We start from the raw sequence: 21,285 nt of genomic DNA, 5'->3' as shown, positions 1-21,285 counted from the left end.
ATCCTCGCACGCCTTATCCTGAACTTGTGTGTACCCTGTTGTGGACAAGTGGCTTAGTATTTTGACGGATAAGGGAAAATCAGTGCTGATGAAAAAATGTGCAATGTTGTCGGCAAAAGGCGGTGCGGCATAAAACGGCAAACGGGCAGGCACGGGGCAAAACGTGCCGCCTTCGTCTTCAGACGGCATCGGCAGGGCGTTCAGCTTCCGGCAACCGTCATCCCCGCAATCAGAATCGAGCCGATTTTGTTGGACGAACGCCGCAAAGCGTCATCCGCCACGCCGACAATGTCGCGGTACATATCCTGCAAGCGTCCGGCTACGGTAATCTCGTGGACGGGGTAGGCAATCACGCCGTTTTCCACCCAAAAACCCGCCGCGCCGCGCGAGTAGTCACCGGTAATGGTGTTCGCGCCCTGTCCCATCAGTTCGGTTACCAACAATCCCGTCCCCATTTCTTTCAGCAGGTCGGATTGCGTTTCGTGCGTATGGTTCAAATAAAGGTTGTGCGCGCCGCCGGCGTTGCCCGTGGTCTGCATTCCGAGTTTGCGCGCGCTGTAACTGCTGAGGAAATAGCCTTCGACAATGCCGTTTTGAATCACGAAGCGCGGTGCGGTGGCAACGCCTTCCGCATCAAAATAGCTGCTGCGGAAAGAGCGGGGGATGTGCGGTTCTTCGCGCAGGTTGAGGAAATCGGGCAGGACTTTTTTGCCGATGCTGTCGATCAGGAAACTGCTTTGGCGGTAGAGCGCTCCGCCGGAGAGTGCGCCGACGAGGTGTCCGATAAGACCGCCCGAAACGGTGGTATCGAAGAGGACGGGGTAGTTGCCTGTCGGGATGCTGCGGCTGCCGAGTCGGCGCAAAGTGCGGCGGGCGGCGGTTTGACCGATGGTTTCGGGGCTGTCCATATCCGGATGGCGGCAGGCGGAATCGTACCAGTAGTCGCGCTGCATGCCGTTTTCGTCGGCGGCAACGACGCTGCAGGAAATGCTGTGGTGCGTGCTTTGCCGGTGTGCGGCAAAACCGTAGGTGTTGCCGTAAACGTATTGGTAATGGCCGGTTTGCACCGCCGCGCCTTCGGAGTTTTCGATGCGCTCATCCTCGTTCAGGGCGGCTTGTTCGCATTGTTTTGCCAAGCCGACGGCGGCTTCCGTATCCAAATCCCATTCGTGGTAAAGGTCGGGGTCGCCGATGTGTTGCGCCATCAACTCGGGGTCGGCAAGTCCGGCGCAACCGTCTTCGGCGGTGTGGCGGGCGATGTCGGCGGCGGCGCGGACGGTGTCGCGCAGGGCTTGTTCGGAGAAATCGGCGGTGCCGGCGCGGCCTTTGCGTTTGCCGACGTAAACGGTAATGTCCAGCGACTTGTCCTGCTGAAACTCGATTTGTTCGATTTCGCCCAGCCGCACGCTGACGCTTTGTCCCAATGATTCGCTGAAATCGGCTTCGGCGGCGGTTGCGCCCGTCGCTTTTGCCAAGTCGAGCGTGCGGCGGCAGAGGTCGAGGAGTTCGGAAGCGGTGTGGTTGAACAGCATAGAAATCTTTCTTGATGATGCTTTGCGGCATTTTAACCGTTTCGGGCGGCAGGGGCAAAAGCGCGCCGCTTGCAGGGCGTGCGGTGCAAAATGCCGTCTGAACGCGGCGGCATTCTGTTAAAATGCGCTATTGGAAAAAATTCGAGAACCAAGATGTTTGAACAAGAAGACGAGTGGATCAGTAAAACCCAAATGAAAAAGCAGATGAACGGTTTGCAGGATTTGGGTATGGAACTGACCAAGCTCTCAAACGATACGCTGAAAAAAATCGGCTTGGACGAAGATTTGTACGAAGCCGTCGTTACCTATAAAAAAATTACGTCCAACGGCGCGCTCAAGCGGCAGGCGCAATTTATCGGCAGGCTGATGCGCGACACGGATCCCGCGCCCATCGAGGCGTTTCTTGCCAAGCTGCGCGGCGACGATGCGGCGCACAACGCCTTTTTGCAACGCGTGGAACAGGCGCGCGTACGGCTGTTGGCAGACGACGGCGCGTTGACGCAGTTTATGTCGGATTTTCCGCATGCGGACGCCGGTAAATTGCGTACCTTGATCCGCAACACCAAAAAAGAGCAGGAGCAAAACAAACCGCCGAAAAATTTCCGCGCCCTGTTTCAAGAATTGAAAACCGTTATGGAAAGCCAAGGCGGAACAGGGGAAGCCTAGGCATGTTTTCAGACGACATCCGCCGTTATTTAGATTGGAGGATAAAATGTTGTTCCGTAAAACGACCGCCGCCGTTTTGGCGGCAACCTTGATGTTGAACGGCTGTACGGTAATGATGTGGGGTATGAACAGCCCGTTCAGCGAAACGACCGCCCGCAAACACGTTGACAAGGACCAAATCCGCGCCTTCGGTGTGGTTGCCGAAGACAATGCCCAATTGGAAAAGGGCAGCCTGGTGATGATGGGCGGGAAATACTGGTTCGTCGTCAATCCTGAAGATTCGGCGAAGCTGACGGGCATTTTGAAGGCCGGGTTGGACAAGCAGTTTCAAATGGTTGAGCCCAACCCGCGCTTTGCCTACCAAGCCCTGCCGGTCAAACTCGAATCGCCCGCCAGCCAGAATTTCAGTACCGAAGGCCTTTGCCTGCGCTACGATACCGACAGACCTGCCGACATCGCCAAGCTGAAACAGCTTGAGTTTGAAGCGGTCGAACTCGACAATCGGACCATTTACACGCGCTGCGTCTCCGCCAAAGGCAAATACTACGCCACACCGCAAAAACTGAACGCCGATTATCATTTTGAGCAAAGTGTGCCTGCCGATATTTATTACACGGTTACGAAAAAACATACCGACAAATCCAAGTTGTTTGAAAATATTGCATATACGCCCACCACGTTGATACTGGATGCGGTGGGCGCGGTGCTGGCCTTGCCTGTCGCGGCGTTGATTGCAGCCACGAATTCCTCAGACAAATGAACGGCAATGCCGTCTGAAAAGCCTTCAGACGGCATTTCAAACACATCCGCACTGTAAAGTTCCACGCTATGTCCGTCAAAATCCAAACCCGATCCGTCAATACCGACGTTTTCAATCATTTGCTCACCGCCGGCGCCGATCCTTTAATCGCCCGGCTTTGTGCCTCGCGCGGTGTGCAAAGTCCTGCCGAATTGGACGACAAACTCGCTTCCCTCCTGCCTTATCAAACGCTGACGAATTGCGAAGCCGCCGCCCGCCGTTTGGCGGATGCGGTTGAGCGTCAGGAAAAAATCTTGATTGTCGCCGACTACGATGCCGACGGCGCGACCGCGTGTGCCGTCGGTTTGGACGGTTTGGCGGCGATGGGGGCAAAAGTAGATTTCCTCGTGCCCAACCGCTTTGAACACGGCTACGGTTTAACGCCCGAGCTGGCCGAAATCGCCGCCGCGCAAGGCGTGGATTTGCTGATTACGGTCGATAACGGCATTGCCAGCATCGCAGGCGTGGCGCGCGCGCAGGCTCTGGGTTTGGATGTCATCGTTACTGACCACCACTTGCCGGCCGAGACCGTGCCCGACTGCATCATCGTCAATCCGAACCAAAAAGGCTGCGGTTTTCCAAGCAAAAGCTTGGCGGGCGTGGGCGTGATTTTTTATGTATTGATGGCGTTGCGTGCCGAATTGCGCCGCCGCAATTATTTTTCAGACGGCCTAAAAGAGCCGAATCTGGGCGACCTTTTGGATTTGGTCGCACTCGGTACCGTTGCCGACGTCGTCTCCCTCGATCACAACAACCGTATCCTCGTGTCGCAAGGTTTGAAACGGATGCGTTCGGGCAAAATGCGCCCCGGCATCCGCGCCTTGTTTGAAGTGGCGCGGCGCGATTGGCGCAAGGCCCAGCCGTTTGATATGGGCTTTGCGTTGGGCCCGCGCATCAACGCCGCCGGACGGCTGGACGATATGTCGGTCGGCATCGCCTGCCTGTTGGCGCGAGATGATTCCGAAGCTCAGGAACTGGCGGCTCAGTTAAACAACCTCAATATCGAGCGTCGCGAAATCGAGCAGTCTATGCTGCAAGACGCGCTGAATGCTTTTCCTGAAACCCTGCCTTCAGGTCAGATGACTTTGGTGGCGTATCGCGACGACTTCCATCAAGGCGTGGTCGGCATCGTTGCCAGCCGCCTCAAAGACCGTTTTTATCGTCCGACCATCGTGTTTGCGCCTGCCGACAACGGCGAAGTACGCGGTTCGGGACGTTCCATTCCCAATTTGCACCTGCGCGATGCTTTGGACTTGGTGTCCAAACGCCATCCCGATTTGATTTTGAAATTCGGCGGACACGCGATGGCGGCGGGTTTGAGCATACTTGAACACAACATTCCCGCGTTTCAGACGACCTTTGAAGAAGCCGTGCGCGAAATGGTGTGCGAAGACGATTTGTCGCAAACCTTCATCACCGACGGCAGCCTGCCCGCCTGCGACATCACGTTGGAACAGGCGCAAAACCTTGCCCGTCACGTTTGGGGGCAGGGCTTCGCGCCGCCGAGCTTTACCGACGAGTTCCACGTCGTCCGCCAGCAACCTTTGGGCGCGGAGGGCAAACACAAAAAAGTCTGGCTGCAAAAAGACGGCTGCGAATTTGAAGCGATGTTTTGGCGTTGCAGCGAAGACATTCCCGAATACATCCGCACGGTTTACCGCCCCGTTGCCAACGAATGGCGCAACAATCTCGAATTGCAGCTGTATATCGATTACTGGGAAGCCGCGTAGAGGCGGCGGAACACTGTTTGAATGTGATTTCTGTTCCTTCATTTGCCTGTTTGTACGACGGGAATGTTCCCAATCGGAGAAGGCGCATCAAATTTCAGACTCTGCCACAAAAGCAGGGTCTGATTTTTTTGGAGGGCAATCTGTTATAATGACGCGTTGCCGCCGCGAGGACGGCGTGATTCGGACGGCGTAGTTTCTACGCCTTTTGTTTATGGTTACGGCATCTTGCGGAATCGTACCGCCTGATGCCGTCTGAACACGGTTGCCCGTGGAGATGCCGCTCTTCGGGTTAGAATATTTATGCTGAAAAAATGGTTGAATAAGATGCTGCCTTCCGGTCGGAGCAGTAAAAAAGCGGAAAGTAAAACGGTCATTCCTGCCGAAAGACACAACATCCGTGCCGAAATGTTGAGCTTTGCCGCCGAAAACGTCATACGCCGTCTGAAAGGGGCGGGGTTTCAGGCTTATGTGGTCGGCGGCGCGATCAGGGACCTGCTGCTCGGCATCGAACCCAAGGATTTCGATGTCGCAACCGATGCCATGCCCGAACAGGTGCACAAACTCTTCCGCCGCAGCCGCATCGTCGGCAGGCGTTTTCAAATCGTCCATGTGATGAACGGTGCGGAGATTATCGAAGTAACGACGTTTCGCGGCGGTGCGAAAGTTCATCAGAACGCGCACGGCAGGATTATGAAGGACAACACCTACGGCAGCATCGAAGAAGATGCGATGCGGCGCGATTTTACCTGCAATGCCTTGTATTACGATCCGGAAAAAGAAGAGATTTTGGATTTCCACAACGGGATTGCCGATGTTGCCGCCCGCAGGCTGGTTATGATTGGCGATGCCGCCGAACGCTATCAGGAAGACCCTGTCAGGATTTTGCGCGCCATCCGCCTGTCGGGCAAATTGGGCTTTGAGCTGTCGGAAGAAACCGCCGCACCGATTGCCGAATCGATATGCCGTCTGAAGCACGAACCGGTAGCGAGGCTGTTCGACGAAATTATGAAACTGCTGTTTTCAGGGCACGCGCGCGAGTGTCTAAAACGTTTGAACGGATTTGACATACCGGACGACATCCATCCGCTGCTCAATGCCTTGCGCGTTTCAGACGGCATCGCCGGAAAAATGACGGTGCTTGCCCTGAAAAATACCGATGAGCGGCTGCGTGCCGACAAATCGGTTTCGGTCGGTTTCGTACTGGCGGCCCTGATGTGGCCCGAGTTGGAACGCCATTGGAAAAGCAATCTGCAACAGGGTTTGAAACCCGTGCCCGCCCTGTCCGATGCAATCAATACGATGCGCGAAACCGTCGAACGCGGTTGGGGCGTACCGCAACGCTTTTCCGCCACGATGCGCGAAATTTGGATGTTCCAGCCGCAGTTTGAAAACCGCAAAGGCGCAAGGCCGCACAAACTGTTTGCACAGGCGCGTTTCCGTGCCGCCTATGATTTCCTGCTCTTGCGCGCCGAAACCGGCAATGCGGACCGCGCCCTTGCCGAGTGGTGGACGGCGTTTCAGACGGCATCGCAGGAACAACGGACGGAGATGACCAAAAACGAAGCCGCCGCCCGACACGAAAAAAACGAAGGACAGGCGAAAAAACGCCGCCGTCGCAGGCGCAAACCCAAGCCGAAGGTTGTGGGAACGGATTGGGAATAAGGGTCAACAGACAAGGAGCAATGAAGTTTCAACACATGGGATGAAGCATAAAGTGCCGTTCTATGTATTATCCTGATTTGTAAGGGGATTCATCCCCGTAAATAAAGTCTAACCCTGCCTCTCGGAAAAAGGATGTCCGGGTGGGCAGAGTTCAAGAAACAAGGAAAAATTGATGAAAAAATGTATTTTGGGCATTTTGACCGCGTGTGCCGCCATGCCTGCATTTGCCGACAGAATCGGCGATTTGGAAGCACGTCTGGCGCAGTTGGAACACCGTGTCGCCGTATTGGAAAGCGGCAGCAATACCGTCAAAATCGACCTTTTCGGTTCAAATTCCACCATGTATGTATGCAGCGTTACGCCTTTTCAGAAGACGTTTGAGGCAAGCGATCGGAATGAAGGCGTGGCGCGGCAGAAAGTGCGTCAGGCGTGCAACCGCGAAACTTCGGCAATGTTTTGCGAAGATGAGGCAATCCGATGCAGAAAATTCGATTGATGTATCGGTTGGACGGATAAAGAAACGGATACGGAGCTTGGCTTCCGTATCTGTTTTTCTCTGCCCGATTTTCCATGCATCGGGTTTCAGACGGCATTGGAATGTCAGTCGTGTTCTGCCGATTCGTAGGCTTCGACGATTTTTTGCACCAAAGGATGCCGGACAACGTCTTCGCCGGTAAAGGTGTGGAAATACAGCCCTTCCACGCCGTGCAGTTTCTCACGCGCATCTTTTAATCCCGATTTGATGTTTTTGGGCAGGTCGATTTGGCTGGTGTCGCCGGTAATGACGGCTTTCGCGCCGAAGCCGATGCGGGTCAGGAACATTTTCATTTGTTCGGGCGTGGTGTTTTGCGCTTCGTCGAGGATGATGTATGCGCCGTTGAGCGTCCTGCCGCGCATATAGGCGAGCGGGGCAATCTCAATCAGACCTTTTTCAATCAGCTTGGTGACACGGTCGAAGCCCATCAGGTCATAGAGGGCATCATAAAGCGGACGAAGGTAGGGATCGACTTTCTGGGTCAGGTCACCGGGCAGAAAACCCAGTTTCTCGCCGGCTTCGACGGCAGGCCGCACTAAAATGATGCGTTCGACTTGGTGTTTTTCCATCGCATCGACGGCGGCGGCGACGGCGAGATAGGTTTTGCCCGTACCTGCCGGCCCGAGACCGAATACGATGTCGTGGTTGAGTAGGGCGCGGATATAGCCGTTCTGCCGTGGCGTTCTGCCGCCGATGCTGCCGCGCTTGGTGCGGAAATAATAGGCGTGGTCATGGTTTTTTTCTTGATGACCGGCATCTTCGGTTTGGGCTTCGACGGCGGCAAGCCTGATGTCGCCGTCGTTTAGGTCGCGCGTCTGTGCCGTTTCCAAGAGTTTGAGCAGTGCGCGTTTGCCGGCGTGTGCAAATGCGCCGTTGAAAGTGAAATGTTCAAAACGGCGGCTGATGTGGATATCGAGTGCTTTAGCAAGTAAATCAAGGTTGTTGTCAAAAGAACCGCACAGACGCTGCAACGCCAAGTTGTCGGTTTCTTCTAAATGCAGGTGGACGGTATGTGTCATATGAAGGTCCGAATAGTTGGATATTGTGTGATTTTAATCTATAGTGGATTAGATTTAAACCAGTACAGCGTTGCCTCGCCTTAGCTCAAAGAGAACGATTCTCTAAGGTGCTGAAGCACCAAGTGAATCGGTTCCGTACTATTTGTACTGTCTGCGGCTTCGTCGCCTTGTCCTGATTTTTGTTAATCCACTATATTTCACCGGTATTTTCTTACCGTATTCTGCGATTGCCTGTCGGAAAATGCCGATCAACCTGCCTATAACGGCATTTTCGCCAAATTCGTTCAGACAGTTTTCCCTAAGTCGGGCAGGTTCAAAATCAGAGTGGTGTTCATACATTTTGATGAGTGCGTCGGCAAGGGCATCGTCGTCGTCAACAGGAACCAAATATCCGTTGCCGTCTGAAACAATAGATTCCGCACCGCCGCAGCGTGTCGCAATGACGGGCAATCCTTGGGACAGTGCTTCGATATAGACCACGCCGAAGGTTTCGGTGCGGCTGGCAAGGACGAATGCGTCGCTGTTCCTCATCAAATCCAAGACTGCTTCGGGCTGCAATGCGCCCAAAAATGTAACGGCATGGGTAATGCCCAAGTCTGCCGCCTGCTGTTTCAGCCGCTGTTCTTCCTGTCCGCTGCCGCCGATGTTCAGGCGCAGTTGCGGGCATTGTGCCAACGCCCGGGCAAAGGCAGTGAGTAGGACATCGTGTCCTTTGAGACGGCGAAGGTGCGAGACGGTGCAGAACACGAAATGCGGTTTGTTGTTTTTTTCTCTTTGTTCAAACGGTCGGTTGAATATTCCGCCCAGTATGTTGGGGGAGGTACTGCCATTCGCAGCCGTATTTGTGTTGCAGGACGTGTGCGAAATGGCGGCTGACAGCGAGCAGTGCGGAGGCGTGCGCCGCTGCTTTTTCCATCGGCTGCCATTGGTGGGGACGGATCAGACCGCGCGTGATGGTGCTGCTGTGTTCCGTGACGACATAGGGGATGCCGTATTTTTGGGAAATTTTTTGGGCGAGTATGCCGGCATAGTTCATGCGGTGGGCGTGAATCAGGTCGGGCAGCCCGTTTTCGCGGATGTAGTGTTTGAAAGCTTTCAAACCCGCACACACCCAGCGGATGCAGTCGATGTCGATGAACGGAAAGCGGGGGAAGAAATATATGCCGTGCCATGCATAGATGTCCAAACCGCTTTGCCGATATTTTGCAAAACCGTAAGGCCGGTCAGGATGCTTGCTGTTTCTTTCCGCAAGTAGCGGAACATCGGTGCAAGCACGGCGGTTTTGATGCCTTTCCTCTGCAATGCCAGTGCCTGATTTTGAAAAAAATCCCGTCCACATCCTGTTCGGATTGCGGATACCATGAGGGGATGACGAGGACGTGCAAGGGTTCGGGCATAGTGGGATTCCGTATCGGAAAGGCGGTTATTATAAGACAGACGCAGACCGAATATTTAAATTGTTGCCTTACGCTAATGCAATTTAGCGCGCCGATATGCTAGATTGGCGGTTTTATAAGTAAGGATACGGATATGTTGCGTTCTATTTTGGCGGCTTCCCTGCTGGCGGTATCTTTTCCGACGGCGGCTGAAGCATTGAATTACAATATTGTCGAATTTTCTGAATCGGCGGGTGTCGAGGCGGTTCAGGATACAATGTCCGCACGTTTCCAAGTGACGGCGGAAGGACGGAACAAAAATGCCGTCAATGCCGAGTTTGTTAAAAAATTCAACAATTTCACCAGAAAATCAAAAAATGGTAGCTTTAAAACCGAATTGGTATCGCGCAGTGCGATGCCGCGCTATCAATATACCAACGGCAGACGCATTCAAACAGGTTGGGAGGAGCGTGCGGAATTTAAGGTCGAGGGTAGGGATTTTGATGCGTTGAACCGTTTTATTGCCGATGTTCAGGCAGATGCCGCGTTGGAATATACGGATTTCCATGTGTCGCGCGAACGCCGCAACGAGGTCATCGATCAGGTCAGCAAGGATGCCGTTTTGCGTTTCAAGGCGCGTGCCGAAAAGTTGGCGGGCGTTTTGGGTGCGTCCGGTTATAAAATCGTCAAATTGAATTTGGGACACATCGGCAGCCATATCGCGGGAGGGGGAGCTGCTCAGGCAAAAATGCTTCGTGCCATGCCGATGGCGGCAAGCGTCAATATGGAGGGTGCGGATTCCGCCGCGCCTGGTGTGGAGGAAATCAGCATCAGCGTCAATGGGACGGTTCAGTTCTGATTTGAGGTGAACGGCAAATGCCGTCTGAAACCCGACGATAAGGGTTCAGACGGCATTTATATTTCAGGCTTTGGGCAGGGTAACGCCGGTTTGCCCCATATATTTGCCGTTGCGGTCTTTGTATGAGGTTTCGCAGATTTCGTCGCTCTCGAAGAAGAGGACTTGCGCCACGCCTTCGCCTGCGTAGATTTTGGCGGGCAGGGGGGTGGTGTTGGAAAATTCGAGGGTAACGTAGCCTTCCCATTCCGGTTCGAACGGGGTAACGTTGACGATAATGCCGCAGCGGGCGTAGGTGGATTTGCCCAAGCAGACGGTCAGGACGTTGCGCGGGATGCGGAAATATTCGACCGTGCGCGCCAGTGCGAAGGAATTGGGCGGGATGATGCAGCAGTCGTCTTCAACGGTAACGAAGTTTTTCGGGTCGAAGTTTTTGGGATCGACGATGGTGCTGTTGATGTTGGTGAAGATTTTAAATTCGTTTGCGCAGCGGATGTCGTAGCCGTAGCTGGACGTACCGTAGGAGATGATGCGTTTGCCGTCGGCTTCTTTGATTTGGTTCGGCTCGAAAGGGTCGATCATGCCGAATTCTTCGCTCATTCGGCGTATCCATTTGTCGGACTTGATGCTCATAATGTTTTCCTTGTTTCTTGCAGTGTTCGGACAAAGCATTGGGGGATGCCGTCTGAAAACGGGGCTTATTTGTTTTTGGGCAGCTTCACTTCTTTAATCATGCCGTTTTCGCATTTCATAATGAAGAGGGTTTCGCCGTTTTGCGAGACGGTAAATCTGCCGTGTGCCAAGCCTTTTTTGAATGTGCCCGAGAGTACCATGTTGCGGAATTTGGTACTGTCGGAATTGAACGGTTCGATAAATATTTCGCGGTTGGCGGCAACGGTATAAACGCCTTGTCCGTCGAATTTGCCATTTTTAAACGAACCGGTATAGTTGCGCCCGTCTTGGCAGCGCCATGTGCCTTTGCCGGCGGGTTTACCGTCTTTGCCGACATCGCCTTCGTAGGTGCAGCCGGGTTCTTGATAGGAAGTCAGAACGGCGGACGCGGCGGGGAGGGCGAACATCATGGCGGGCAGTAGGAATGCGAGATGTTTAAGCATAAGGGTTATTCCATTGGATTTTGGCTGACGGTATAAAAGCCGTCTGAAAAATCAATCTTGCCAGCCGCCCAAATAGGAAACCAGCTCTTCCAACATGATGCTGACGGATTCCGCCATCAGGATTTGCGAGGCGAAGGCGAGACCGGCGGCATCGTCGCCGTTGCTTTCGGCTTCTTCCTGCAATACGTCGAGGTATTGGATGCGCTTGAGTGTGAAGTCTTGCGTGAGGATAAAGGCAATTTGTTCGCGCCACACCAAGCCCAGTTGGGTAACGGTTTTACCGTTTTTGACGTGTTGAACCACTTCGTCGGCGGTTAAATCTTGTTTGGATACTTTGACGACGGGAACAATATCGCCCGTGCCTTTGAGTTCGCAATCGCTGTCCAATTCAAAACCGCCTTCGCAATGCCCTTGCAACAGCCAGCCGGTCATCAGGGAAGAGGGCGATTGTTTGGTATTCGGCAGCGAGGCTTCCAAACCGCCCAAAGCTTCGCGCAGCTTGGTCAGGATGTTTTCCGCTTTGGCGGAAGCCGCGTTATTGACGAGCAGGTAGCCGTGGCGGGTGTTAAACACCGCTTCTGTACGGCTGCTGCGGGTAAACGCTCGGGGCAGCAGGTCGTCTGTAATTTGCTCTTTAAGCTCTTGTTTTTCTTTGCGACCGACATTGCGGGCTTCATTGTTTTGGATTTCCGCTACCTTCTCTTCCAAAATATCGCGGATGACGCCGGCAGGCAGGACTTTTTCCTCTTTTTTCAGGGCGACGCGCAAGGTAAAGTCGGCAGGGAAAACGAGTTCCGGGGAGAATGAAACCGGTGCGGTAAAGCCTTCGCTGAACCAGTCTAAGCCTTGGCAATGGGTAAATTCAGCTTCAGCAAGTTTGTCGGCAAGTACGTCCGCCTCAGGCAGCTTTTCTTTGTTGAGCGGATAAAAACTAATCTGCTTGAACCACATAATGTTTCCTGTTGTTTGAAATGTCGGGAATTATTTGCTGAATTGTTTTTTCACACTGACTTTGGTTTTCTTCTTGAAGCGGTTTTTCTCTTCTTTGCGGCCTTCGCGTTTCTCAATACGGTTGCTCAGGCTGACGCGGCGCAGCGGTTTTTTCTTCGGTTTGTCGTCGGCGTTTTCATACGGGTTTTCCGAAACATTGTATTGAATCCGCAACGGCGTGCCTTGCAGGTTGAAGGCTTTGCGGAACGTTTGGGTCAGATAGCGCGTATAGCTGTCGGAAATCGCGTGCAGCGAATTGCCGTGTACCACAATTACGGGAGGGTTCATGCCGCCTTGGTGGGCATAACGCATTTTCGGACGCACCAAGCCGGCACGCGGCGGTTGCTGACGCTCGATTGCGCTTTGCAGGACGCGCGTGATTTTCGGCGTCGGCATCTTAATCATCGCCGCGTTGTAGGCAGCCTGAATGCTGTCAAACAAACCGTCTATACCGCGCTCTTTCAATGCGGAAATAAAGTGGAACTTGGCAAAATCGAGGAAATACAGTTTGCGGTTGATATCGCGTTTCACTTGCTCGCGACGTTCTTCGCTGATGCCGTCCCATTTATTGACCGCCACCACCAAAGCACGGCCTGCCTCCAAAGCGAAACCTGCAATCGTCGCATCTTGGTCGGCGATGTCCTGCTGCGCGTCCAATACCAAAACAGCGACGTTTGCCGCTTCAACCGCCTGCATCGCTTTGATAACGGAGAATTTTTCCACTGCTTCATCCACTTTGCCGCGACGGCGCACACCTGCGGTATCGATGATGGTAAACGGTTTGCCTTCGCGCTCGAAATCGATATGGATACTGTCGCGCGTCGTACCTGCCATATCGAAGGCGATGACGCGCTCTTCGCCGAGAATGGCGTTTACCAAGGTTGATTTACCGACATTTGGACGACCGATAACGGCAAAAACAGGATGTTTCGCCTCTTCCTCTTCTTTTTCAGGCTCAGGGAAGGTTTCCAAAATATCTTCAATCAGATAATACACGCCGTCACCGTGCGCACCTGAAATAACATAAGGGTCGCCCAAAGCAAGTTCGTAGAACTCGGCGGCAAGCACGGCCCTGTTGCCGCCTTCTCCTTTATTCACGGCCAAATAAACGGGGCGCGGGCTTTGGCGCAAACGGTCGGCAATGATTTTATCTTGCGGCGTCAGACCGGTACGGCCGTCCACCAAAAACACAACCGCATCGGCTTCATCGACAGCCTGTAAGGTTTGTTTTGCCATTTCGTGCAAAATGCCGCTGTCCACAACCGGCTCGAAACCGCCGGTATCGATGACCAAATAAGGTTTGCTGCCGACTTTGCCGTGTCCGTAATGGCGGTCGCGGGTCAGGCCGGGCAGGTCGTGTACGAGTGCGTCTTTGGTGCGCGTCAAACGGTTGAATAAAGTAGATTTGCCGACGTTGGGGCGGCCGACAAGCGCGATGGTTGGTTTCATGATTGAGTCTTTCTGTGTCAAGTGCCGTTCGGGAGAACTGAACACGAGCAGGTGTCCGTTGGACACGGTAAATAGGTTCTTCACGGCAAGAGGCCATAAAGAGGGAGGGTAAAATGCCGTCTGATAAATAATGGACGGCATTTCAGACGGCATTTATTTCAGCGAATCAAGTTTCATTTGAACCAATTCGCGACCGACAGAATCTTGAGGCATTTTTTCTAAAGCCTGTCCGTAGTTTTTTAAGGCTTCCTGGCTTTTTCCCTGTGCGGCATAGACATCGCCTTTGGTTTCCATCAGCAGGGGGGCGAAGTCCGCTTCAACCGGCGTGTCGAGTGCGGCAAGCGCGGCATCGTATTTTTTTTGTTGCAACAACACAACGCCCAGACGCTGCGCCGCCAACGCCTGGATCAGGCTGTCTTTTTGGTTGGACAATACCCATTTCAAATGGCCTTCGGCAACATCGTAACGCTGCGCGTCAAATTCGGTTGCTGCCGCCATCAGCGTGGCTTGGGCGGCGGAAATGGAATGGGGGTAGCTTTGTTGGAGCTTGGCCAATTCGGCATTGATTTCGCTTTGCGGGGCTTTGTTTTGCGCCTTTTCCACGATGTTTGCCAGCACCGCCGCCGCTTCCTGATTTTGGGAAGCCGCACGGTTTTGGTAAACCGTGTATCCCAAGTAGCCGAGTGCCGCCAAAATCAGCACGGCAAACAGCCATTTGCCCGTGGTTTTCCAAAAATATTTAAAGTTGTCCAACTCTTGTTGTTCTTCCAAATGGGCTGCCATTTATGCGTTCTTCCATTGTTGTAAAGTGTTTGTCAAATCAGCGGCGGCGACGGTTTGCTGACCGTGTGCGCCGTTCATATCTTTGAGCGTAACCGTACCGTTCGCCAGTTCGTCTTGCGCGACAATCAGGGCAAAGCGTGCGCCGCTGTTGTCGGCTTTTTTCATTTGCGCTTTCAGGCTCTGATAGCCGGAATGCTGCATCACATTGAAACCTTGCGCGCGCAAGGCTTGTGCGTATTTCATCACCTGCAAGTCCGCCCCTTCGCCTTGGTGCATTGCATAGACATCAGGCGCGGCGTTTACTTCCAGCGAGCCGTATTCGCTCACCAAAAGCAGCAGCCGCTCGATGCCCATTGCAAAGCCGATAGACGGCGCAGGCTTACCACCAAGTTCCTCAATCAAACCGTCGTAACGGCCGCCGCCGCACACAGTTGCCTGCGCGCCGAGTTTGTCGGTCGTCCACTCAAAAACCGTTTGATTGTAATAATCCAAACCGCGAACCAAGCGCGGATTTTCAATATATTGGATACCCAAACCGTCCAACATCGCTTTGAAGCGTGCATAGTGGTTTTGCGAAGCCTCGCCCAAATAATCCACCAGACGCGGTGCCGCATTGCAGATTTCCTGCAAATCAGGGTTTTTCGTATCCAAAACGCGCAAAGGATTGGTTTTCAGACGGCGTTTGCTGTCTTCATCCAATTTATCTTCATAACGGGTCAGATATTCAACCAATGCCGCACGGTGTGCCGCGCGTTCCTCACGGTTGCCCAAGCTGTTGATTTCCAAAGTCAGGTATTCGCGGATACCCAATTTTTCCCACAAGTCGGCAGACATCGCGATAATTTCCGCATCGATATCCGGCCCTTCAAAACCCAAAGCCTCGATACCGACCTGATGGAACTGACGATAACGGCCTTTTTGCGGACGCTCGCGGCGGAACATCGGCCCCATATACCACAGCTTTTGCGGGCTGTTGTACAGAAAGTTGTGTTCGACCACCGCACGCAGGCAGGAAGCCGTACCTTCAGGACGCAAGCTCAAACTCAAAGAATCGTTTGAATCGGAGAAGGTGTACATTTCCTTGCCGACCACATCGGTTTCCTCGCCGATGGAGCGGACAAACAAACCGGTTTGCTCGACAATCGGCGTACGGATTTGCTGATAACCGTAAGTGCGTGTCCAGCGGCCGACCGTATCTTCAAACGCCTGCCAAAACGCAGCCGTCAGTTTGAAATCTTTTTGCTCGACAGGCAGAAGGTCGTTCATGCCTTTGACGGATTGGATTTTTTGTGCCATTTCAAGTAAGAATGCTTAAATCAAATTGCGGGCGATTATAGCGGATTTTTAAGGGTTTGTGAGGTTGGGGGTGGTTTGCGGACGGCATTTGACTTACTCTGCACGTGCTTGCCTGATTTGTCCGACTGCAAACTCCGTCTGCCGCTTGGGATGATGTGTGAAAAACAATTTATTTGAAATTGTCTCGGCTTTTTTCGGCACGACCGCCAAAATCTTACCTGCCAAATTTCCCTCACGGGTTTGCCAAGCATCCAAAAACTGCGCCCTGCTCATTGAAACATGACCCAGCGACGGGTCGGCAAGCAAAACCGTATTGCCGTCTATCCCGCGCAATACCGAGAAATGATCATCCTTGCGGTATTTCAGATACACGATGACGGGGATTTTCAACTGTGCGAGCTGCTCGAAAGACAGGGCATAGCCTTTCGCTTCAAAACCCAAATCTGGCATAATGCGCCGCATATCCTCAAACGACGCGCGCATCTGCTCCTTATCCAGCTTTTTCAACACTTCTTCTTCCGTCAGCGTTTGCCCGTAAAAATTGTTCAAAAGCGTCGCCACCGAAGCCGCCCCGCAGGAAAAATCCAAATCCTGCTTTACAATATTGAAATCCCGCCTTTCTTTCCAACTCTGCACTTTGATTTTTCCGTAAACAACAGGATTATCGTTAAACATCGGTGCAGCATTCAAACGATAAGATAAAGAAACGACAACACACGCCAACAGAAAAACATATTTGAACTTCATCATATTGTCCACATAAAGGGCAGCCTGAAAATCTTTCAGGCTGCCCTTGTCAAATTATTCCTAGCTTTCGGCTTTTTTGGCAAACCAAACAATCCGATTACCCGCATAATACTTTCCATTTATTGAAATCCGACAAGCCGCGCCCAAAAAATGCCATGCACTGTCGATTTCCGCAGCAATCTTTGTACCGTTTTCTTCAAATTCCAAATATTCACCCAATAATAAACTTGAAACAGAACGCGTGGGCAGCAAGTGCCCACCCTACGCTTATTCAAATAATTTGATTAAATAAAGAATAAAGAAAATGCATCAGGAACAAAATTATAATCTGCCACCTGACTCACACCGCTTTTAAAGTAAGGGGCATCAAAATCAAAACCGCAAAAAAAATAATTTTTGCATTGATTTTTAATAGATTTAAAATTCGAATATAGTGTTTCTCTAGATTTAAAAAGTTTATCTTGATCTATATATTTGATGCTTTCCCTATCCAAAATAAATATTTCAAACATTAAAAAATCATTACATGACCAAGCCAAATCATAAATTTGATTCAAATGGGTATCATAAAGATAAAAATAATAAGGTTTGGGAACAGGTAAAATATTTAATGGAAAAGGAGGACTAATTTTCTTAATATCTGATGACTGATATCCATATCTTTCTATATTCTTAAAAATTTCATCTTTCTTAAGATAACAAGACATTCTGACAATCACAACCTGTTCATCGGATATATTATCTATTTGCATGGCGCGTATAACACGCCATGCCTGATTAAAATTAGTCTCCCTTACCTTAGAATCTATTATCTTTTCCAAAGATGAAAATGCCCCTTATCTTGAACTCTCCAGTTAGAACCTGGAAGTTTCGTACCTCTTAAATGTGTATTAATATTTCTTATAGTTTCATTAAAATGCCACGCGCTGCCGATTTCAACGGTAATTTTCGTACCGCTTTCTTCAAATTCCAGGTATTCCCCCATTAGCTAACGCAAAGAAGCAGACGCCATTTCGGCTTCGTTATGATAAACCCGCCTTCCGTTGATATAGACTTCCGCCCCTGTCCGCTCCAAATTCCAAAAATTCCGTACTGAAATTTCCATATCCCGATATTGTGCAGACCATGTTTTTTCGAAGGTTTTCATAAAACTTCCTATACCTGTCCAATCGGCACATATCAATTGCATTATTATAGTGGATTAACAAAAATCAGGACAAGGCAACGAAGCCGCAGACAGTACAAATAGTACGGAACCGATTCACTTGGTGCTTCAGCACCTTAGAGAATCGTTCTCTTTGAGCTAAGGCGAGGCAACGCCGTACTGGTTTAAATTTAATCCGCTATACATCTCAATACGATAAATATTTCTTAAGTCAAAATGCAAGCCTGACCGTACCTTAACTGTCAAAATTTTATTATTTTTTATTGATTTTAAAACAATTTCTGCAAAATTCTCTTCGCTTTCTCTCTTTTTTAGAAGCACATAAGAAAAAATAAAACTTCCCCGATTAAATTCATAAATATGTTTCAACCATTTGCCTCCTCTTTCTGTAAGACAAGATTCAGTTTCATTCTTCCTTATTGTATAAATATTTCCTTCACAAAATCTGAAATAAATCCATAAATCCATCTTATCCATAATTAAAGAAAAAGTTTCACCTCGAGATTTTGTCAACAATTCGCAAGGTTGCGATGTTGCAATCAAATAGCCGAAAGACATTTTTTACCTCATACATGGTCGAAATCAGTTTCTGTTAGTTCAGAATCCATTTTTTCGTCAACAACTGAATCCGCATTTTTGAATTAACGTTTTCATCAGCTGCCGTTTATCTAAACCGGCAGGTTCAGTTTCAAAATAAGCCTTATATGAAGACTGTAAGCATTTCAGAAAAAGATCATCAGAAGACATATCTGCCGAATCAAATACAACTGTTTTGATTTTGGTACTTACCCAAAACCCTTTTTGCTCTTTTTCTACTATACGGAAATTCAGAATATTTCCAACCGAATCAAAAGCACGGTAAACATCATCCATCAAATCCTGCGGCTCTATTTTCTTTTCCAATTCCGACAATCCTTGAAATATATCCAAAGACACATCTTCAAATAGAAAAAAAGGAGGAGTTAGAAGCGGTTTTTCCATGATCTGTCCGTAGATTTTGATTCCCAAGGGCGATGACGACCAATTCCCTGTCCAGGCAAAGTCTTGCCCGTATTATCCGTAACTCGACGATGATAATGGGGAAATTTTCCAATAGGATGACCTGTTCTATTACCGAAAGGGGCTATCCGCATATTATTGCCGATTTTAATCTCACGTCCATATTTAGCAAAGGAAACAACCTTTCCTGCGGCGCCTACACCACCAGGAATTGCGCCTAATCCGCCAGCAATAGCAACATCTCTAACAGAAGCTGGTCTGCCTGTCGTTGCATAACTAAAACCATGCTGTGTCCACATACCAATGGCAGCACCACCCAAGATAGCCAATGGAAGAAACGCCCCCTCTGTCTCCTTCATCTCCTTTTGAGAAAGCTCCGCCAACTGCATCGGTGCATCTGCCCGCGTGTGGAACACTTGGTCTTCAAATGCCTGATTGTCCAAGCCGTTTGCCATTGCGGGGGCAATCATAGACAGCATCATTACGGCTGCGGTGATTTGTTTTTTCATAATAACTCCTTTGGATTACAAGGTTGGAAAATCAAAGCCCTGCTTAGAACGTATGTTGCACACCCAATTTCAATAGGTAAATCAGATTGCAAATCCAGCAATTTGAATATTGTCATTGTTCCGTGCAAAAGGGATTTTTATTGATGAGTTGTGTACTGGGTTTCAGCTTGGCTTTTTAGATAATCTTTTCACAAGAACATACATCAATACTGTCCAAAAAAAAAGATTTGATAAATATATTGCAACATATTTTATTCCACCTCCATCCGAAACAGAAACCAATATATTTTTAATTAATACATAGCTGATTATTACATTTATTATTCCTATAATATATAAGGATCTTGCCAAAATTTTTTTTGATTTTATTTTAGGAATATCTCTTATCCATGCTAAAATACAGCCCAATGTCGAAAAGAAAATAACAGCAAACACTACCTTACCTCCTCTCACTTCCAACCAAACCGATAGCAGGTTTGGTTGGAAGTTGGTTTATTTATTATTTAACGGCGAATGTCAGTGTTCTTACCCGTAGAACCTGCATAACCATTTATGCCACCAGCAACAGTCCCCACTGCTACACCTCGCATACCATTAATCAGAATTCTTCCTATTTTTTCGAATCCACTATTTCTTCCAAAGATGCAGCAAACGCAGGTTGAGCCTAGACCCAATCTACGTTTGCTGCCGCATCTGATCCCTATTGTTTCTTATCCTTACATCTTCCTGCCTTGTCAATCAAATAAAGACAGAAGACTATACAAAAACTGACCGACATACTGAAAATACCTATCCCCTTCCATGCAATCTCCGCACCATTGACCCAATAGATCAGACTGAGAAACAACAAAGCCACAGTATAAATCAACGTAAAAAATATTGCGTAAAGCACAATAAAGGGAACTTTTATCTCACGGTTGTTTTTTATAATATATTCAGCAACTTGATTTCCGAATATACCTGATAAAAAATATAGTATTAGATCATCCATTTCGTTTATCTTCTATGTTTTCCCATTGCGGCGCTAGAAGACTGATTTAATGCTGCACCATGCAATATAGTGAATTAACAAAAACCAGTACGGCGTTGCTTCGCCTTAGCTCAAAGAGAACGATTCTCTAAGGTGCTGAAGCACCGAGTGAATCGGTTCCGTACTATCTGTACTGTCTGCGGCTTCGTCGCCTTGTCCTGATTTTTGTTAATCTACTAGAGTTTAAACAACTTTATTTTTGATTTTATCCCAAGTATAAACCTGACAATCGTATTTAAAAGCCGGATATACGCCTAGCTTGTTCACTGGTATGTATGATTTAGACTAAAAAGAAATCAATCATTTGCTCAATTTTAAGCGTCTCCCCGACAGGTTTCCCGGTCTCAGGATCAAACTCAAGAAAACCTGATAAAAAATCATTAATAATCAATAATTTTTCATCACTGGAAACAGTATTTTTTATAATTTTTTCCCTTAGTACGGATAAAGCAAAATTTTCTAAAGAACTATATTGCCCCCCATCAATTTTTTTAGAAATTAAAGCAACTATTTCATTTTTAATATTCATAAATTACCCTTAAGTTATAAAAGGGGCAAAGCCCCCTTTTTTTGATTAACGAGGTTTGCCCCATGTAGTAATTACTTTACCTTGACTATTCAAAACAACACCACCATCAGCTCCTGTAAAACGGGTTCTTCCTCCTGATTGGCTTGTAATTTTTGTAGGGTTACGCATAGTGTTCATAATCGCTTTATTTGAAACTCCCACACCACCACGAGAAATAGCCTGATTTAAACCATGCCGAGTAAATCCTGTCAGTGCAAATCTGCCACCACCTGCCAACACGGGAGCAAACCATAATGCAGCCCCCTCAGTTTCCTTCATCTCCTTTTGAGAAAGCTCCGCCAACTGCATCGGCGCATCTGCCCGCGTGTGGAACACTTGGTCTTCAAATGCCTGATTGTCCAAGCCGTTTGCCATTGCGGGGCGATTATAGACAGCATCATCGTGGCTTCAGTGATTTGTTTTTTCATAACAAATTTTTAGGGAGGAGATAATGTTCCA

General features: G+C 49.7%; 22 protein-coding genes and 2 pseudogenes. 6 read left to right on the top strand and 18 right to left on the bottom strand.

The genetic code is table 11. The features are described 5' to 3' along the window. Positions 1 to 200: 200 nt before the first annotated feature. Complete coding sequence (gene pmbA, locus IUJ45_RS02525) at positions 201 to 1,532, bottom strand: metalloprotease PmbA (protein ID WP_002246105.1); 1,332 nt, start codon at positions 1,530 to 1,532, stop codon at positions 201 to 203. A gap of 153 nt (positions 1,533 to 1,685) precedes the next feature. On the opposite strand from pmbA, the gene yjgA reads away from it, so the two are divergent. The 5 genes from yjgA to IUJ45_RS02500 all read left to right on the top strand — a co-directional run bounded on the left by yjgA (position 1,686) and on the right by IUJ45_RS02500 (position 6,885). Next, complete coding sequence (gene yjgA / locus IUJ45_RS02520; protein ID WP_002246106.1) at positions 1,686 to 2,198, top strand: ribosome biogenesis factor YjgA; 513 nt, start codon at positions 1,686 to 1,688, stop codon at positions 2,196 to 2,198. A 46-nt stretch (positions 2,199 to 2,244) separates the two neighbouring features. Next, a complete protein-coding gene (locus IUJ45_RS02515) occupies positions 2,245 to 2,958 on the top strand; it encodes a hypothetical protein (RefSeq protein WP_002246107.1) in 714 nt (237 codons plus the stop codon). 68 nt (positions 2,959 to 3,026) lie between these two features. Further along, entirely contained in the window at positions 3,027 to 4,727 is a 1,701-nt protein-coding gene (recJ, locus tag IUJ45_RS02510) for a single-stranded-DNA-specific exonuclease RecJ (protein ID WP_002246108.1), read from the top strand. Positions 4,728 to 5,027: 300 nt separating this feature from the next. Beyond that, positions 5,028 to 6,389, top strand: a complete 1,362-nt coding sequence (locus tag IUJ45_RS02505) for a polynucleotide adenylyltransferase PcnB (RefSeq protein WP_002246109.1) — start codon at positions 5,028 to 5,030, stop codon at positions 6,387 to 6,389. A gap of 172 nt (positions 6,390 to 6,561) precedes the next feature. Beyond that, the gene (locus IUJ45_RS02500) at positions 6,562 to 6,885 is read left to right on the top strand and encodes a hypothetical protein (RefSeq protein WP_002213914.1); all 324 of its coding nucleotides are present in this window, start codon (positions 6,562 to 6,564) and stop codon (positions 6,883 to 6,885) included. A 104-nt stretch (positions 6,886 to 6,989) separates the two neighbouring features. Here IUJ45_RS02500 and IUJ45_RS02495 read toward each other — a convergent pair whose 3' ends face one another. Next, entirely contained in the window at positions 6,990 to 7,943 is a 954-nt protein-coding gene (locus tag IUJ45_RS02495) for a PhoH family protein (protein WP_002213913.1), read from the bottom strand. A 138-nt stretch (positions 7,944 to 8,081) separates the two neighbouring features. Further along, a pseudogene (locus tag IUJ45_RS02490) lies at positions 8,082 to 9,328 on the bottom strand (glycosyltransferase). Positions 9,329 to 9,473: 145 nt separating this feature from the next. Between IUJ45_RS02490 and IUJ45_RS02485 the strand changes: the two are divergent. Continuing rightward, positions 9,474 to 10,178 (top strand): SIMPL domain-containing protein, encoded by a 705-nt coding sequence (locus IUJ45_RS02485; protein ID WP_082308621.1) that lies wholly within the window; start codon positions 9,474 to 9,476, stop codon positions 10,176 to 10,178. 63 nt (positions 10,179 to 10,241) lie between these two features. Here the strand turns inward: IUJ45_RS02485 and dcd are convergent, their stop codons facing one another. The 15 genes and pseudogenes from dcd to IUJ45_RS02410 all read right to left on the bottom strand — a co-directional run bounded on the left by dcd (position 10,242) and on the right by IUJ45_RS02410 (position 21,254). Further along, positions 10,242 to 10,808, bottom strand: a complete 567-nt coding sequence (dcd, locus tag IUJ45_RS02480) for a dCTP deaminase (protein WP_002224592.1) — start codon at positions 10,806 to 10,808, stop codon at positions 10,242 to 10,244. 65 nt (positions 10,809 to 10,873) lie between these two features. Continuing rightward, positions 10,874 to 11,290 carry an MORN repeat-containing protein gene (locus tag IUJ45_RS02475; protein ID WP_002220639.1) on the bottom strand — a complete coding sequence of 139 codons (417 nt, stop codon included), beginning with the start codon at positions 11,288 to 11,290 and terminating at the stop codon, positions 10,874 to 10,876. A gap of 51 nt (positions 11,291 to 11,341) precedes the next feature. Continuing rightward, positions 11,342 to 12,241 (bottom strand): recombination-associated protein RdgC, encoded by a 900-nt coding sequence (locus tag IUJ45_RS02470; RefSeq protein ID WP_002220640.1) that lies wholly within the window; start codon positions 12,239 to 12,241, stop codon positions 11,342 to 11,344. 30 nt (positions 12,242 to 12,271) lie between these two features. Beyond that, the gene (der, locus tag IUJ45_RS02465; RefSeq protein WP_002236872.1) at positions 12,272 to 13,729 is read right to left on the bottom strand and encodes a ribosome biogenesis GTPase Der; all 1,458 of its coding nucleotides are present in this window, start codon (positions 13,727 to 13,729) and stop codon (positions 12,272 to 12,274) included. A 153-nt stretch (positions 13,730 to 13,882) separates the two neighbouring features. Next, on the bottom strand, positions 13,883 to 14,512 hold the full coding sequence (locus IUJ45_RS02460; RefSeq protein WP_002236873.1) for a YfgM family protein: 630 nt from the start codon (positions 14,510 to 14,512) through the stop codon (positions 13,883 to 13,885). Further along, the gene (hisS, locus tag IUJ45_RS02455; protein ID WP_002236874.1) at positions 14,513 to 15,808 is read right to left on the bottom strand and encodes a histidine--tRNA ligase; all 1,296 of its coding nucleotides are present in this window, start codon (positions 15,806 to 15,808) and stop codon (positions 14,513 to 14,515) included. A 93-nt stretch (positions 15,809 to 15,901) separates the two neighbouring features. After that, entirely contained in the window at positions 15,902 to 16,558 is a 657-nt protein-coding gene (locus IUJ45_RS02450; protein WP_010981155.1) for a C39 family peptidase, read from the bottom strand. 57 nt (positions 16,559 to 16,615) lie between these two features. Next, a complete protein-coding gene (locus tag IUJ45_RS02445; protein ID WP_002217512.1) occupies positions 16,616 to 16,807 on the bottom strand; it encodes a hypothetical protein in 192 nt (63 codons plus the stop codon). A gap of 32 nt (positions 16,808 to 16,839) precedes the next feature. Beyond that, positions 16,840 to 17,376, bottom strand: a complete 537-nt coding sequence (locus IUJ45_RS02440; RefSeq protein WP_002253896.1) for a hypothetical protein — start codon at positions 17,374 to 17,376, stop codon at positions 16,840 to 16,842. A 482-nt stretch (positions 17,377 to 17,858) separates the two neighbouring features. Beyond that, positions 17,859 to 18,278, bottom strand: coding sequence for a hypothetical protein (locus IUJ45_RS02435; RefSeq protein ID WP_002217508.1), 420 nt, complete (start codon positions 18,276 to 18,278; stop codon positions 17,859 to 17,861). 57 nt (positions 18,279 to 18,335) lie between these two features. Then, on the bottom strand, positions 18,336 to 18,701 hold the full coding sequence (locus tag IUJ45_RS02430) for a hypothetical protein (RefSeq protein WP_002213898.1): 366 nt from the start codon (positions 18,699 to 18,701) through the stop codon (positions 18,336 to 18,338). Then, the gene (locus tag IUJ45_RS02425) at positions 18,683 to 19,228 is read right to left on the bottom strand and encodes a hypothetical protein (protein ID WP_002213897.1); all 546 of its coding nucleotides are present in this window, start codon (positions 19,226 to 19,228) and stop codon (positions 18,683 to 18,685) included. Before IUJ45_RS02425 ends, IUJ45_RS02430 begins: the two co-directional genes overlap by 19 nt. Before the next feature lie 162 nt (positions 19,229 to 19,390). Next, positions 19,391 to 19,663, bottom strand: a complete 273-nt coding sequence (locus tag IUJ45_RS02420; protein WP_002222678.1) for a hypothetical protein — start codon at positions 19,661 to 19,663, stop codon at positions 19,391 to 19,393. Between the two features lie 875 nt (positions 19,664 to 20,538). Beyond that, a complete protein-coding gene (locus tag IUJ45_RS02415) occupies positions 20,539 to 20,787 on the bottom strand; it encodes a hypothetical protein (protein ID WP_002225383.1) in 249 nt (82 codons plus the stop codon). 45 nt (positions 20,788 to 20,832) lie between these two features. After that, positions 20,833 to 21,254: pseudogene (locus tag IUJ45_RS02410) on the bottom strand (wall-associated protein precursor). Positions 21,255 to 21,285: the final 31 nt, after the last annotated feature.

It is taken from the genome of Neisseria meningitidis, from assembly GCF_022869645.1.
Classification (GTDB): domain Bacteria; phylum Pseudomonadota; class Gammaproteobacteria; order Burkholderiales; family Neisseriaceae; genus Neisseria; species Neisseria meningitidis.
This window is presented reverse-complemented; position numbering and strand designations above follow the sequence as displayed.

Coding starts and splice junctions, on each gene's coding strand:
- recJ (WP_002246108.1), top strand. CDS start 3,027: ATGTCCGTCAAAATCCAAACCCGATCCGTCAATACCGACGTTTTCAAT.
- pmbA (WP_002246105.1), bottom strand. CDS start 1,532: ATGCTGTTCAACCACACCGCTTCCGAACTCCTCGACCTCTGCCGCCGC.
- yjgA (WP_002246106.1), top strand. CDS start 1,686: ATGTTTGAACAAGAAGACGAGTGGATCAGTAAAACCCAAATGAAAAAG.
- IUJ45_RS02470 (WP_002220640.1), bottom strand. CDS start 12,241: ATGTGGTTCAAGCAGATTAGTTTTTATCCGCTCAACAAAGAAAAGCTG.
- IUJ45_RS02460 (WP_002236873.1), bottom strand. CDS start 14,512: ATGGCAGCCCATTTGGAAGAACAACAAGAGTTGGACAACTTTAAATAT.
- IUJ45_RS02425 (WP_002213897.1), bottom strand. CDS start 19,228: ATGAAAAAACAAATCACCGCAGCCGTAATGATGCTGTCTATGATTGCC.
- IUJ45_RS02495 (WP_002213913.1), bottom strand. CDS start 7,943: ATGACACATACCGTCCACCTGCATTTAGAAGAAACCGACAACTTGGCG.
- IUJ45_RS02515 (WP_002246107.1), top strand. CDS start 2,245: ATGTTGTTCCGTAAAACGACCGCCGCCGTTTTGGCGGCAACCTTGATG.
- IUJ45_RS02430 (WP_002213898.1), bottom strand. CDS start 18,701: ATGGAAAAACCGCTTCTAACTCCTCCTTTTTTTCTATTTGAAGATGTG.
- hisS (WP_002236874.1), bottom strand. CDS start 15,808: ATGGCACAAAAAATCCAATCCGTCAAAGGCATGAACGACCTTCTGCCT.
- IUJ45_RS02500 (WP_002213914.1), top strand. CDS start 6,562: ATGAAAAAATGTATTTTGGGCATTTTGACCGCGTGTGCCGCCATGCCT.
- IUJ45_RS02435 (WP_002217508.1), bottom strand. CDS start 18,278: ATGTCTTTCGGCTATTTGATTGCAACATCGCAACCTTGCGAATTGTTG.
- IUJ45_RS02450 (WP_010981155.1), bottom strand. CDS start 16,558: ATGATGAAGTTCAAATATGTTTTTCTGTTGGCGTGTGTTGTCGTTTCT.
- dcd (WP_002224592.1), bottom strand. CDS start 10,808: ATGAGCATCAAGTCCGACAAATGGATACGCCGAATGAGCGAAGAATTC.
- IUJ45_RS02415 (WP_002225383.1), bottom strand. CDS start 20,787: ATGAATATTAAAAATGAAATAGTTGCTTTAATTTCTAAAAAAATTGAT.
- IUJ45_RS02485 (WP_082308621.1), top strand. CDS start 9,474: ATGTTGCGTTCTATTTTGGCGGCTTCCCTGCTGGCGGTATCTTTTCCG.
- IUJ45_RS02505 (WP_002246109.1), top strand. CDS start 5,028: ATGCTGAAAAAATGGTTGAATAAGATGCTGCCTTCCGGTCGGAGCAGT.
- IUJ45_RS02475 (WP_002220639.1), bottom strand. CDS start 11,290: ATGCTTAAACATCTCGCATTCCTACTGCCCGCCATGATGTTCGCCCTC.
- der (WP_002236872.1), bottom strand. CDS start 13,729: ATGAAACCAACCATCGCGCTTGTCGGCCGCCCCAACGTCGGCAAATCT.